At 71.3% G+C, this 13,667-nt stretch carries 9 protein-coding genes; 2 read left to right on the top strand and 7 right to left on the bottom strand.

Annotated features, from left to right (window positions below; translation table 11 throughout):
• Positions 1–254 precede the first annotated feature (254 nt).
• The 4 genes from ON31_RS15540 to ON31_RS15525 all read right to left on the bottom strand — a co-directional run bounded on the left by ON31_RS15540 (position 255) and on the right by ON31_RS15525 (position 5,383).
• The gene (locus tag ON31_RS15540; protein ID WP_255222123.1) at positions 255–1,103 is read right to left on the bottom strand and encodes a TAXI family TRAP transporter solute-binding subunit; all 849 of its coding nucleotides are present in this window, start codon (positions 1,101–1,103) and stop codon (positions 255–257) included.
• A 516-nt stretch (positions 1,104–1,619) separates the two neighbouring features.
• A complete protein-coding gene (locus tag ON31_RS15535; RefSeq protein ID WP_039814349.1) occupies positions 1,620–3,215 on the bottom strand; it encodes a sensor histidine kinase in 1,596 nt (531 codons plus the stop codon).
• Entirely contained in the window at positions 3,216–3,878 is a 663-nt protein-coding gene (locus ON31_RS15530; protein ID WP_039814347.1) for a response regulator transcription factor, read from the bottom strand. It lies immediately after the preceding gene.
• 104 nt (positions 3,879–3,982) lie between these two features.
• Positions 3,983–5,383 carry an MFS transporter gene (locus ON31_RS15525; protein ID WP_039814345.1) on the bottom strand — a complete coding sequence of 467 codons (1,401 nt, stop codon included), beginning with the start codon at positions 5,381–5,383 and terminating at the stop codon, positions 3,983–3,985.
• Positions 5,384–5,582: 199 nt separating this feature from the next.
• Here ON31_RS15525 and fadD11 point away from each other — a divergent pair, with 199 nt between their 5' ends.
• Positions 5,583–7,400 (top strand): fatty acid--CoA ligase FadD11, encoded by a 1,818-nt coding sequence (gene fadD11 / locus ON31_RS15520; protein WP_039814344.1) that lies wholly within the window; start codon positions 5,583–5,585, stop codon positions 7,398–7,400.
• 29 nt (positions 7,401–7,429) lie between these two features.
• On the opposite strand, the gene ON31_RS15515 is transcribed toward fadD11, so the two are convergent.
• The gene (locus ON31_RS15515) at positions 7,430–8,326 is read right to left on the bottom strand and encodes an alpha/beta fold hydrolase (RefSeq protein ID WP_039814343.1); all 897 of its coding nucleotides are present in this window, start codon (positions 8,324–8,326) and stop codon (positions 7,430–7,432) included.
• Between the two features lie 195 nt (positions 8,327–8,521).
• The gene (locus tag ON31_RS15510; protein WP_255222122.1) at positions 8,522–11,485 is read right to left on the bottom strand and encodes a crotonase/enoyl-CoA hydratase family protein; all 2,964 of its coding nucleotides are present in this window, start codon (positions 11,483–11,485) and stop codon (positions 8,522–8,524) included.
• A gap of 193 nt (positions 11,486–11,678) precedes the next feature.
• Between ON31_RS15510 and ON31_RS15505 the strand changes: the two genes are divergently transcribed.
• Positions 11,679–12,257, top strand: coding sequence for an NADPH-dependent F420 reductase (locus ON31_RS15505; RefSeq protein ID WP_081592469.1), 579 nt, complete (start codon positions 11,679–11,681; stop codon positions 12,255–12,257).
• Positions 12,258–12,275: 18 nt separating this feature from the next.
• Here ON31_RS15505 and mshC read toward each other — a convergent pair whose 3' ends face one another.
• Positions 12,276–13,514, bottom strand: coding sequence for a cysteine--1-D-myo-inosityl 2-amino-2-deoxy-alpha-D-glucopyranoside ligase (gene mshC / locus ON31_RS15500; protein WP_039814342.1), 1,239 nt, complete (start codon positions 13,512–13,514; stop codon positions 12,276–12,278).
• Positions 13,515–13,667 lie beyond the last annotated feature (153 nt).

Genomic DNA, 13,667 nt, shown 5'->3' with positions numbered 1-13,667 from the left:
CCCCGCACGCGGCGTCGGCATGTGCCGTTCGGGTCGGCGCTTCCCGTGTGCCCGCCGCCGATTCGGCGGAGATCGCCGCACGGGTCGCCGTCGCGCCCCCGGCCGTCGCGTGGGCGGCGTGTGGGTCGTGTTCGGGCCTCGACCGGTGATGTGCGCCCTGCGCGGATGCCCCCTGTCTACGGTCCGCGCTCACCCGTGTCGGTCGCGGTACACCCGCGCCGCGCCCGGATGCAGGGCGATGCCGGCGGTGTCGATCAGGGAGCGCACGTCGAGGAACTGGGTGCCCGCCGCCTCGGCGGGCACCAGTGCGTCGGCGTCCCGACCAGCAGGTCGGTCAATGCCGCGGTCGCGGTGTCCGACAGGGTCGGGGCGGCGACGAGGAGGTTGGCGATGCCGATGGTGCGCACGGCTGGGGTGTGCGGGTAGGCGTCGGCGGGTACCAGCACCGGGTCGTAGAGGTAGCCGAAGCGGTCGCGCATGGCGGCGGTGACGTCGGCGAGGTCGACCAGGCGCATGGTGGCCGGAATGTCGAGGGCGGCCGTGGGGACCCCGCCCGCCCACAGCAGCGCGTCGAGCCGCCCGGCGACCAGCGCGGTGGCCGCGTCGGACAGCGGCAGGTGGGTGGCCGTCACCTCGGTCGCGGGGTCCACCCCGGCCGCGCGCAACAGCTTCTCCCCCGACGCGGTGGCCCCGGAACCGGTGTTGCCCAGATTGATCCGCGCCCCGCGCAGATCCGCGACCCGCCGGACCGGACTGTCGGCCCGCACCACCAGTTGCAGATAGTTCTCGTACACCCGCCCGACCGCCAGCGGTCCCGGCGCCGCGGCGACCACCGAATCGGCCAGTGCCAGTGCGGTATCCACCTCCCCGCGCATCAGCAACTCCAGATTCGCCAGCGACCCGGCCGTGGTCACCGGTTCGATCCGCACCGTCCCCGCCCGCTCCGCCGTGGCCGCCAGCAGCCGCGCGAACGCGTCGTAGAAACCGCCCGGCTCCCCCGCCGCCATCCGCACGGTCGGCACATCGCCGCCCCCGCACCCACCCACGGCGGTGAGCCCGACAGCGACGGATACGGCGGTCAGGAATCGCCGCCGCGTGACCATCACGGCACCTCCCACTCGAGCATGGCCGCATGCGGCCGGGGTGTCAGCCGGGAAGTCGGTTGCGGGAGGTGGCGCGTGGACATCACGGCACCTCCTGCTCGAGGCGCTCACGTGTGCCCGGGATGTCACTCGGAGTGCGGATGGCGGCACGTGCGCGACGGTGGCCCCCGTGCGGGGGAACTCTCGCCGCCGTGCCGTGCGTGTCGCACCCGGCCGTGTGGGTGTCGCTGGAAGTAGTTGAGCCGCGCGCGAACTTCCGCTGGAGCGCGGGCATCGTCGAGGCCGTGACCGTGCCGATGTCTGCCGTATCGGTGCCGGGCCCGCTGGACGCGGCCGTCGAGGTCGGTCGCGGCAGGTGGCCGCCTGGTGTGCCGCACGTGTCATCGCCGGGTACGGCGGCCGCGATCCACGTGCGTCTCCCATCCATCGCCGGATCGAGCCGTGGAGCGGCAGCGGGAGCAGCGGGGCGGGTGGCCGCGCCGCTGTCGTGTTCCGACTTCGTCTGGTGGCATCCGGTCATGGGCGCACCGCCGTCGGGAAGCTGACCGTCAGCGCCAGGCCGTGTGGTTGTTCGGCGGTGATGGACAGGGTGCCGTGGTTGGTTTTCGTCAACGCGGCCGCGATGGGCAGGCCGAGGCCGGAACCGCCGGTGCCGCGGGCGGATTCGCCGCGGAAGAAGCGGGTGGTGAGGCGCTCGAGTTCGCTGTCCGGCACGCCGACACCGTTGTCGGCGACAGTGACGCTCACCCGGTTCGCGGGTGGGCCGTCGGTGCGCGGGGGCATCGTGGTGCCGAAACGAAGAGCTTCGGGGCGAAGGGATCCGGTACGAAGAGATTCAGGGTGAGGAGACCCGGCGCGAAGGGATTCAGGGCGGCGGGAGCTGCGGTGGTGAGAGCTGCCGGGGCGCGAATCGAGGCCGTGCGTGTCCAGCCGGTGCGGGTCGATGGCCGCGTCGGCGTCTGTCGTCACCGTGATGCGGGCGTGTGCGCCCGCTCCCGCATAGCGGCACGCGTTGCTCAGTGCCACATCGAGAATCTGTGCCAGCGCCGTGGCGGGGACGGCCGCCTCCGCGGCGGCGGGGACGTCGGCGGTGAGGGTGAGCCCGGCGTGGTCGAAGGCGGTGTGCCAGGCGTCGACCCGATCCCGCACCACCTGCACCGCGTCGCAGGCGGGTGCGTCGGCGGGATCGAATTCGGCTCCCTCGGCGACGGCCAGGCTCAGCAGGTCGTCGAGCAGTCCGGTCAGCCGCTCCACTTCCCGGCTCGCGCCCCGGAAGGTGGCGGCCGCCGCGTCGGGAATCGCGGGCTCCAGCGAATCGAGTCGAATAGTCAAGGCGGCGAGTGGATTTCGCATGGCGTGCGCGGTGTCGGCGATCAGGCGGTGCTGTGCCCGGATGGAGTCGCGCACCGCCGCGGCCATGGTGTCCACCGATTCGGCCACCGCGCGCACCTCGGGCGGTCCACCGTAGCGGCGGGTCATGGGTGCGGCCGCGCGGGGTTTGGGCAGACTGGCGGTCAGCGCGGTCACCGCGTCGGACAGCCGCGCCAGCGGGCGCAGCACCCACCGGCTCACCACCAGGGCCAAGGCGGTGAACACGGCCATGGCGAGCAGCGCCCCGGCGGCCACCAGCAGCCACACCCGGGTGATGTCGGCGCGGGCGTGCGCGGTGCTCGCCACGATCACCACCGCGCCGTTCACCTGCGCTCCGGTGCCGACCGGCCGGGCGATGAGCAGTTCCTCGGGCCCCCACGGCGCGAGTCGGCCCACCAGTGGCGGTCGCTGGTTGCGCCGCGCCTCCACGGCCGTGGCCGCCAGCCGTGGGTCGTCGAGATCGGCGCCCGCGTTCACCACCGGCTCACCGCGCGCGTCCACGATCAGCACCGCCTCGCCGTACAGTTCGCGGTAGCGCAGCGCCTCACTGCGCAACGCCCGCGCGTCTCCAGTGGCGGCGGCGGTGTCGGCGAGGGTGGCGAAGCGGTCGGCGTCGCCGGTGCGGCCGAGGATCAGCCGCTGGGTGCTGCTGGTCGCCGCCGTCACGCACAGCGGTATGGCGAACGCCAGCACCGCCAGCGTCGCGAAGACGGTGAGCGCGATGAGCAGCCGTCGCCGCATTCACGCACCCCAGCGGTAGCCGTAGCCGCGAATGGTGGTGATGAGTCCCGGCCGGTCGAGTTTGGCGCGCAGCCCGGTCATGTGCACATCCAGGGAGCGAGAGACGGCGACGAACGCGTCACCCCAGATACGGTCCATCAACTGCTGGCGGCTCACCGCCGCCCCGGGCCGCTCCACCAGCGCTTCGACCAGCTCGAATTCCTTGGTGGTCAACGCGATCGGCCGCCCGGCCACCTCGACGCGCCGCGCGGCCAGATCCACCCGCACATCCCCGGTCTCCACGAGGTGCGGCGCGGGTTCGGCGGCGGTGAGCGCGGCGCGGCGGGTGACGGTCTCCAATCGGGCCGTCAGTTCGGCGATGCGCGGCGGTTTGATCACGTAATCGTCCGCGCCGCCGCGCAATCCGCGCACGATGGAGCGTTCGTCACTGCGCGCGGTGAGGATCACCACCGGCACCGCGGACACCTCGCGCAGCTGCCGCAGCACCTGGAGCCCGTCGGCGTCGGGCAGTCCGAGGTCGAGGATGACAGCGTCGTAGCCGCGGTGCGCGGTGAGCAGGTCCGCGCCGCGGCGCATCCGGTCGGCGGCGTGCCCGCGGGCATTGAGGGCCTCGACGAGCGCGTCGCCGACCCCGTCGTCGTCTTCGACCACTGCCAATCGCACGGATCCGATTCTCTCCTGAACGGGTGGGGCACCGAGACTGTGGGGTCACGGGATGCGGAGTCGCCGGGCGGTGAGAGCGCCCGGCGACACCGCGGTCGGCCGATCTAGCGCGCGGTGACGGTGGCGCGAGCGGATGCGACCGGCCCCTCGGCGGCCTCGTGGGCGTCGAGGGAGTTTTCGGTGGTCTCGGCGTCGATGGCCTCGGCGTCGATGGTGGACGCCGCGGAGGTCTCCCGCATGAACCAGTAGGTGAGCAGCGACAGGGCGATACAGCCGGTCACGTACCAGAAGTACACCGACTCGTGGCCCGCCTTCTTCAACGCCAACGCGATCATCTCCGCGGTGCCGCCGAAGATCGCGACGGTCAGCGCGTAGGGCAGCCCCACCCCCAGCGCCCGGATGCGGGTCGGGAACAGTTCCGCCTTCACGATCGCGTTGATGGAGGTGTATCCGGTGATGATCACCAGCGCCGCCATCATCAGCCCGAACGCCGCCACCGGATGGGTGGTCTGCCCGAGCACGGTCATGATCGGCACCGTGCCCAGCGTGCCCGCCACCCCGAAGAAGATCAGCAGTCTGCGCCGCCCCACCCGGTCCGACAGCGCGCCCGCGATCGGCTGCAACACCACGAACACCAGCAGTGCGGCGAAGTTGATCCAGGCCACCGTCGACTTGGAGATCCCCGAGGTGTTCACCATGAACTTCTGCATATAGGTGGTATAGGTGTAGAACGCCACCGTCCCGCCCATGGTCAGGCCGACCACCAGCAGACATTCCCGCGGATACCGCAGCAGCACCCGCAGGGAGCCGCGCTTCTCGGAACCGGCGGCGGCAGTGGCGTTCCGGGCGGTGGCCTCGGCGCGGAACGACGCCGACTCGTCCATACCGCGCCGCAGCAGCATCACCACGACGGCGCCGGTCGCGCCGATCACGAACGGAATCCGCCAGCCCCAGGCGTGCATCTGCTCGGTCGACAGGAATTGCAACAGCACGATCTGCACACCGAGCGCGGTCAGCTGACCGGCGACCAGGGTGACGTACTGGAAGCTGGAGTAGAACCCGCGCCGCCCCGCCGAGGCCACCTCGGACAGGTAGGTGGCGCTGGTGGCGTACTCGCCGCCGACCGACAGCCCCTGCAACAGCCGCGCCAGCAGCAGAATCACCGGCGCGGCCAGGCCGATGGTCTGATATCCGGGTGTCAGCGCGATGAGCAGCGATCCGGCCGCCATCACCGTCACCGACAAGGTAAGCGCGCTGCGGCGGCCGAAGCGGTCGGCGTAGCGGCCCAGCGCCCACCCGCCGATGGGGCGCATGAGGAAGCCGACCGCGAAAACGGCAGCGGTGGACAGCAATTGCGCGGTGGCGTCGCCTTCGGGGAAGAACGCTTTCGCGAAGTACACGCTGAATGCGGCGTAAACGTACCAGTCGTACCATTCGACGAGATTGCCGATGGAGCCGCGCAGTACATTGGCGACGACCCGGCGTTCGTTGACGGGTGAACTCACGGTGGATCTCCTTCTCGGGGATGCCTCATCACATCCCGACCGTGAACCACTGTGTCGGCAGCCACACCCGCGACGGGAGGGGTGCGGCCGTTTCCTAACGCTCCCTTAGGACGATCGCCGATGTACGCAAATCGGTCACGCGGGGGCCGGGCTCGCTTTACGGTCAGGGAAAGTCGGGCCGAGCGAAGCGAGATGTGTGATGGCCGAAGCGAAGACCTCCTGTGCCGCGTTCCAGCGGGTGGCCGCCATCGATCCGGAGGCGGTGGCGGTGCGTTCGGTGGGCGGGACGCAGACGTTGACGTGGCGGGAATACGCCGACCAGGTGCGGGCGGTGGCGGCCGGGTTGTCCGCGCTGGGAATCGGGCGCGGCGACACCGTCGCGCTCATGATGGCGAACCGGGTGGAGTTCTATCCGCTCGAGGTGGGCGCGCAGCACACGGGGGCCACCTCGTTCTCGGTGTACAACACGCTCTCGGCGGAGCAGTTGGCGTACGTATTCGCCAATGCGCGCAACCGGGTGGTGATCTGCGAGGAACAGTATGTGCGGCGGGTGCGGGCGTCGGGGGTGGATATCGAGACCATCGTGTGCGTGGACGGGACCCCGGAGGGCACCATCGGGGTCGCGGAGCTGATGGCGTCGGGGCGCGCCGATTTCGATTTCGACGCCACCTGGCGGGCGGTCGGCGAGGACGATATCGTCACGCTCTGCTACACGTCGGGGACCACCGGCAATCCGAAGGGCGTGGAGATCACGCACGCGAACCTGGCGTTCGAATGCGAAACCTACGCATCGGTCATGCCCATCGAATTCGGCGACCGGATCACCTCGTATCTGCCGACCGCGCATATGGCCGACCGGGTGACGGCACTGTACCTGCAGGAATTCCGCGGCACCCAGATCACGGTGGTGCCGGATCGGACCCAGCTGCCCGCGGCCCTGGCCGACGTGCATCCGACCATCTGGGGCGCGGTGCCGCGGGTGTGGGAGAAACTCAAGGCGGCCGTGGAATTCTCGGTGGCCAGCGAAACCGACGACACCCGCAGGGCGGCCTTGACCTGGGCATTGGAGGTGGCCGGACGCAAGGCCGCCGCCCAGTTGGCGGGCACCTCCCTCGATGAGGTGCAGGCCGCGGAATGGGCGAAGGCCGATGAGCTGGTGCTGTCGACACTGCGCGCGAAACTCGGCCTGGATCAACTGAAATGGGCGCTGTCGGGGGCCGCGCCGATTCCGCCGGAAACCCTCGGATTCTTCTACGGCCTCGGCATTCCCATCTCCGAGGTCTGGGGCATGTCCGAACTGACCTGTGTGGCGTCGGTGAGTCCGCCCGAACAGGCGCGGCTGGGCACGGTCGGAAAACTGCTGCCGGGTCTGGAGGGACGCATCGCCGAGGACGGTGAGTACCTGGTGCGCGGACCGCTGGTGATGAAACGCTACCGCGACGAACCGGAGAAGACGGCCGAGGCGCTCGACGCCGACGGCTGGCTGCACACCGGCGATATCGTCACCGTCGACGACGAGGGATATCTGCGGGTGGTGGACCGCAAGAAGGAAATCATCATCAATTCGGCCGGAAAGAACATGTCCCCGGCCAATATCGAGAACACCGTCAAGGCCGCCACCCCGCTCATCGGAGCCATGGCGGTGATCGGCGACAACCGGCCCTACAACACCGCCCTCATCGTCCTGGACGCCGAATCCGCCGGACCCTACGCGGCCGGGCGCGGTCTGGCCGACGCCTCCGCCGCGGCCCTGGCCGTCGACAAGGGCGTCATCGAGGACATCGCCCGCGGGGTGGCGGCGGGCAATGCCAAACTCTCCCGCGTCGAACAGGTCAAGCGGTTCACCATCCTGCCCACCTTCTGGGAGCCCGGCGGCGAGGAGATCACGCTCACCATGAAACTGCGCCGCACCCCCATCGCGCAGAAGTACGCGAGCGAGATCGAACGGCTCTACGCCGACGAACTCGCCGAACACGTCCACGAACCGTCCGACCCCCACGCGGCCACCATGCCGTAGTCGCGTGGTCGGTCGGGCCGGGCGTGCGGTCACGGGGTGGCGGCGCGCAGGTGCGGCAGCAGCTGCGCGGCCACCACGTCCGGCCGTTCGGCGTGCAGGAAATGCCCGCAGTCCGGCAGTTCGGCGTGGGTGACCCCGGCGCGTTCGGCCAGCACACGCTGCAGGTCCGCCGACAGCGCGCCGTCGCGCGCACCGGCCAGTGCCAGGGTCGGCAGCGCGGGCAGCGGGGCGAGCAGCAGACGGTGGAATTCGCGGGTGGCGGACCGGTGCACGGTGACCAGCGACCGGTAGTAGCGGGTCGCCGCCCAGGCCAGCAGGGGGTCGGTGAAAACCCTTGCGGTGGGCGCGAACTGGGTCTCGCTGAAATCCCAGCCCGGTGACCAGCGCCGCCACAGCCGCCGCACGAACGCCGCGTCGTCGCGCACCAGCAGCCGCGGCGACGCACCCGACTGCATGAGCGGAATATAGGAGGACATGAGCAGCTGGCGCGGCAGCAGCGGCAGCGACCGGCCGGCGAATCCGCCGCCGAACGGCGGTATCGCCAGTACCGACAGGGAAAGCCACTGGCGGGGATACTGTTTCGCCAGCACCAGCGCGACGAAAGCGCCCCAGTCGTGCCCGACCAGATGGGTGCGCGGCGCGCCCAGCGCGTGATACCAGGCGGCGATGTCCGCACTCACCGCCATCAGGTCGTAACGTGCCGACCGTGCCGCCGAACCCGGCGTATATCCGCGCAGCCACGGCGCGAGCACCTGAAATCCGTTGTCCACCAAGGCCGGAATCACACCGTCCCAGGTGTGCGGTGTATCGGGGAACCCGTGCAGCAGCAGGACCAGCGGTGCGTTGTCGGGCCCGGCGTGCCGGGCCGACAGCTCCAGGCCGTCACGGCGCAGGGTCAGGGTGCTCTCGGGGATGGACGATGCCATGAACCAACCTCTCATCGATACGCTCCGGCCGCCGACAGCGCGGCCGGGAACGCCGCCGACGGACCACCGGTCCGCCGACGGCGGAGAAGTTCGTGGCCCCCAACCGAGCCAGGAACGATACGAGTGTGCCGCGTCCCGCTCGGCCCCGGCAGCGGATACGGGGGCGCCGCACGCACCGACGGCGTACGCCTCCGGTCAGCGACCCCGCCACACCGGCGGCCGCTTCTCGGCGAAGGCGCGCACCCCTTCACCCGCGTCCTCGCTGGACAGTGCTGTGGCCGCGATCCGCCCCTGTCGGTCGAACGCTTCGTCGCTGGGCCAGTCCGGGCTCTCGTCGATGATCCGTTTGGAGGCGGCCACGCTCAGCGGGGCGTTCACCGCGATCCGTTCCGCCAGCGCCAGCGCGGTGTCGAGTGCGCGGCCGGGTGCGGCGATCTCGTTGATCAGACCGAGGTCGGCGGCGCGGGCGGCGGTGATGGGGTCACCGGTGAGCGCCATCTCCATGGCGACGGCGCGGGGAATGCGCTGCGGCAGCCGCAGCACGCCGCCGCCGACGGCGACCAGACCGCGCTTGACCTCCGGAATGCCGAAGGTCGAATCCTGCGCTGCCACGATGAGATCCGCGCACAGGGCGAGTTCGCAGCCGCCCGCCAGTGCCGGACCCTCCACGGCGGCGATGAGCGGTTTGGCGGGCGGTCGGCCGACGATGCCGAGGATGCCGCGCTGCTCGGTCACCGGCACCTCACCGCGCGCGGCGGCCTTGAGATCCATTCCGGCGCTGAAGAATCCGCCCGCCCCGGTGAGCACGGCGATGCGCGCGTCCGGATCGGCCTCGTAGGCGTCGAGGGCGCGTTCGATACCGAGCGCGGTGGCCAGGTCGATGGCGTTGCGGGCGTGCGGCCGGTTGATGGTGATGACGGTGATGTGGCCGCGCCGCTCCACCAGCACCGGCGCGGGCGGCGGTGCTGGCAGCTGCACCCGGGTGGTGTCGGTGACCTGTACCGAATCCCCGGAGACGGTGACCGGCAGCCCCAGCAGATCCCCGTCGGTGAGCTCGGTGAGCAGCCGGGAGTCGGTGCTGCGCACCAGCACTCGCGCGCCCTCGGGGGTGAGCAGCGACAGGATCGCCGCCTCCGGCCGCCCGTCTCGGTCGTAGGGCAGCGTGTACGCCTCCACCACGGCTTCCCCGTCGTAGCCGGTGCGGGCCGGACGCGCCGGCGGATGGTCGATGACGGGTGTCAGATGCCGGTATCCGGCGCTCGGCGGGGTGGTCGAGTACACGCCGACCGCGTGTTTGGTGAGGTACCAGCCCAGCGACGTCGCCAGCCCGAAACTGCCGGGTTCGGCGCGCAACCGCTCCACCAGCGTCGCCACCGCGTGCCCGCCGTAATTGTTGCCCGGCCCGCCGCCGAAGGTGAGACCGCCGGTCACCGACAGCGGCCGCTTCGGGTCGTCGACGGGCAGGCCGAGTTCGCGGGCCGCGATCTGCACGGCCACCGGGAAGCAGGCGTACAGGTCCACGTGCGCGAGGTCGTCGGCGGTGATCCCGGCATGGTCGAACACCGCCGCGCCCAAGGTCCGGATGGCCGGGGAGGCGGCCAGTTCCGCGCGCTCGCTGACGAACCATTCGTCGTGCCCGGACGCCCCCGCGTGCAGGAACACCCACTGGTCCTGCGGGATGCCGGCGGCTTCGGCCGCCGCGGCACTGCACACCACGATGCCCGACGCCATATCGACGGTCAGGTTGGCGCATTCGAGTTTGGTGTAGGGCGCGGAGATCATCCGATTGTCGGCGGTGACGGTCGCGATCTCCTCGGCGCTGATCTCGCGCGGCTGCCAGGCGTGCGGATTGCGCGCCGCCACCGCCGACAGCCGCGACCACAGCTCGGCCACCGCGCGAGCGTGCTCGGCGGGGCCGCGGCCCAGTCGATGCCGGTTCGCGGACTCCAACAGCGCGTACATGTTGATCGGGGCGAGCAGCCCGGCCGTGGTCTCGGGCGCGTTGTTGGCGGGTTTGTCCACCCCGACCGCGCGGGTCGGGCGCACCTGCTCGCCCTGCACCGGCCAGTCCAGCTCGACCCCGGCGCGCTGGGCGGCGGCCTGGGTGGCACCGGCCTCCGCGCCGGTCACCAGCACCACGTCGTACTCCCCGGCGGCCACCGCCGCGGCCGCCTCGTTGAGCACCAGCTGCCCGCCGTCACCCCCGAACGGACTGGACTGCACGGTGTCCACCGCGTCCGCGCCGACCGCCGCGGCCACCAGCGCACCCAGATCCCGGTACTGCCAGGAGGTGGACGCCACCGCGAACACCGCGTCGGCCTGCCGCAGCAGCGCCTCGCCCGGACCGGCGTCCGCGGCGGCCCGTCGCAGTGCCGCCACGGCCAGCTGCGCGGGATCGCGGTAGGCCGGGTCGGGGGTGCGCTGCACGATCTGGCCGACGCCCACCAGCACCGGGGTGGTCGGTGCGAGCACGGTGCCGGATGCCTGATGCCGCACCGCCTTCCGCGGCACGTGCGGTGCGGCGGGGGCCGCGTCGGCCAGGATCGCGGGCAGTGCGCCCAGCGAATCCCGCAGCGCGTCACCGAGACTGCGCGCCACCGACCCGCCCAACGGCCCGTCGATGGGCGGCCCCGCCAGTCCGGCGTCCACGGCCACCAGGGCCCCGCTCCCGGCGGGCACGACGGTCAGCCAGAACGCCAGCCGCAGCCCCTGCGGCCCGGTGCCGCGCAATTCCACCCCGGTGTCGGTCACCGCGGCGACGGTCCAGTCCAGATCGGCGGGTATGCCCATGAACCGGGCCTGCTGGGTGAATTCCAGGCCCGGTGCGGCCGGTCCGGGCGGGTCGCCGCGCCAGCCCGCGTGGAACGACATCCACTCCGGAATCCGGTCGAGCCGCACCAGGTAGGCCAGCGCCTGCGGTGCGGAGACCTCGACGGGCTGCCGGGCCTGGGCGGTGCGCGCGAATTCGGCCAGCCCCTCCGGCGGCGTGTGCGTGCCGTCGTCGACCGGCGGCTCCGGTCGCGCCCCCGTGCCGGTGAGTCCGGCGATCAGGTCGCGCACGATGCGCGGATCCCTGCGCACCGCCCCCAGCAGTTCACCGCCGGCGCGAATCTGCTTGCGCACCATACGGAACCGATCGAATCCGGGCACCGCCGTCACCGTCCTACCTCCTCATCGAGGGTGAGAGCCTTGGAGACTCACCGTATCGCCATCTACGTTCCAGCGGGAGGGTCGATCCGGCCGCACCGCCGCGCGGTCGCAAACACGACCAATCGGGCAATCTTTCGGTTACCCTCGGTGGTGTTGTGTCCTCGTCTCGTCGTCCGTCCGATCGGCAGGAAGCGAGCGCACCATGCGAGTGGGATTCATCGGCACCGGCCGCATCGGCGGCGCCCTGGCGCGACTGCTGATCTCCGGCGGCGACCACGTCATCCTCAGCGCCGCCCACCCCGACGGCCCCGCCGCCCTGGCCGCCGAACTCGGCCCGCACGCCACCGCCGTCGCCTCGCCCGAGGAGATGCTCGCCGCCACCAATGTGGTGGTCATCGCCGTCTGGTGGGAGGCGTTCGAGACGCTGGCCCGCGACTACGGCGACGCGCTGCGGGGCAAGATCGTCATCGACACCAGCAATCCGCTCACCGAACGCGACGGACAGGTGGTGCCGGTACCCATCCCCGACGGGCTCACCAGTGCGGAGTACCAGCACAAGCGGCTCGGGAACGTGCGACTGGTGCGCACCTTCGGCGACCGCCTCGCCACCGACCTGCTCGCCGACGGACTGCGCGGTCAGCGCACGGGCGAGACCTCCGAGATGTGGTACTGGAGCGATGACCGGGAGGCCGCCGCCACGGTGGTGCCGCTCATCCGCGACGCCGGATTCCACCCCGTCGACGGCGGCGGACTGGCCCAGTCCAAGAACGCGGGCGAGTAGTCCGCGGATTCGTCCGCGCTACAGTCGAATTCCCAGCAGCGCGTCCACGGCGTCGCGCACCAACCCCGGCGCGGCGGTGTCGGAGCCACCGTAGTTCACCGCCTGCTGTGCCCAGCTGTCCACGGCGGCAAGCGCTTTCGGGGTGTCCAGATCGTCGGCCAGATGCTGCCGCAGCCGGGCCACGGTGTCCTCGGCGGCCGGACCGGAGGTCAGCGCCGTCGCCGTCCGCCAGCGGTCCAGGCGGGAAAGCGCTTCGGCGAGCACGGTATCCGACCATTCCCGGTCCTGGCGGTAGTGCCCGGCGAACAGCCCCAGCCGAATGGCGGCCGGATCGGTGCCCGAGCGGCGCAGCTTCGAGACGAACACCAGATTGCCGCGCGACTTGGACATCTTCTCACCGTCCAGGCCGATCAGCCCGGCATGCACGTAGTGGCGGGCGAACCGGCGGCCCTTCACCAGTGCCTCCGCGTGCGCGCTGGAGTACTCGTGATGCGGGTAGATGAGGTCGCTGCCGCCGCCCTGGACATCGAACTCGGTGCCGATGCGGTTGAGCGCGATGGCCGCGCACTCGATATGCCAGCCCGGCCGCCCCTCGCCGAACGGCGCGGGCCAGGACGGTTCACCCGGTCGCACCGCCCGCCACAGCAGCGGGTCGATCGGATCCCGCTTGCCGGGCCGCTGCGGATCGCCGCCGCGCTCGGCGAAGAACCGCTCCATGGTCGCGCGGTCGTATCCGGACTCGTAGCCGAACTGCTCGGTGGCGTCGTGGCGGAAGTAGATATCCGGATGGTCCGGGTCGTCCACCACGTAGGCCGCGCCGCAGGCCAGCAGCTTGTCGACCAGTTCCACGACCTCCTGCACCGATTCGATCGCGCCCACGTAGTGCCGCGGCGGGATCACCCGCAGTTCGCGCATGTCCTCGCGGAACAGGTCGATCTCGCGGCTGCCCAGCTCCCGCCAGTCGATACCGTCGCGCTCGGCCCGCTCGAACAGCGGATCGTCCACATCGGTCACGTTCTGCACGTAGTGCACCTCGTGCCCGCCGTCGCGCCAGATCCGGTTGACCAGGTCGAAGGTCAGGTAGGTGGCGGCGTGGCCGAGGTGGGTGGCGTCGTAGGGGGTGATGCCGCAGACGTACATGGTGGCGGTCCGCCCCGGCGTCACCGGGCGCACCTGCCGATCGGCGGTGTCGTACAAGCGCAACGCCGGTCCGGATCCGGGAACGGTCGGGACAGCGGTATCGGACCAGGACTGCATGATTCGAGGGTAAAGGGACGATCGAGGCAGCTCCGCGCCGCCCCCGCGCGAGGAGACCCGCACCACCCACGGCGATATGCGCGGACCTGCATGAAAGCCGCGCCGGCGCGGTCGTCAAGCATTGGAATCATGATGCACGCAACGATGTCGGCC

Origin of the sequence: Nocardia otitidiscaviarum NBRC 14405 (assembly GCF_000308635.1) — a bacterium.
Taxonomy (GTDB): domain Bacteria; phylum Actinomycetota; class Actinomycetes; order Mycobacteriales; family Mycobacteriaceae; genus Nocardia; species Nocardia otitidiscaviarum.
This window is presented reverse-complemented; position numbering and strand designations above follow the sequence as displayed.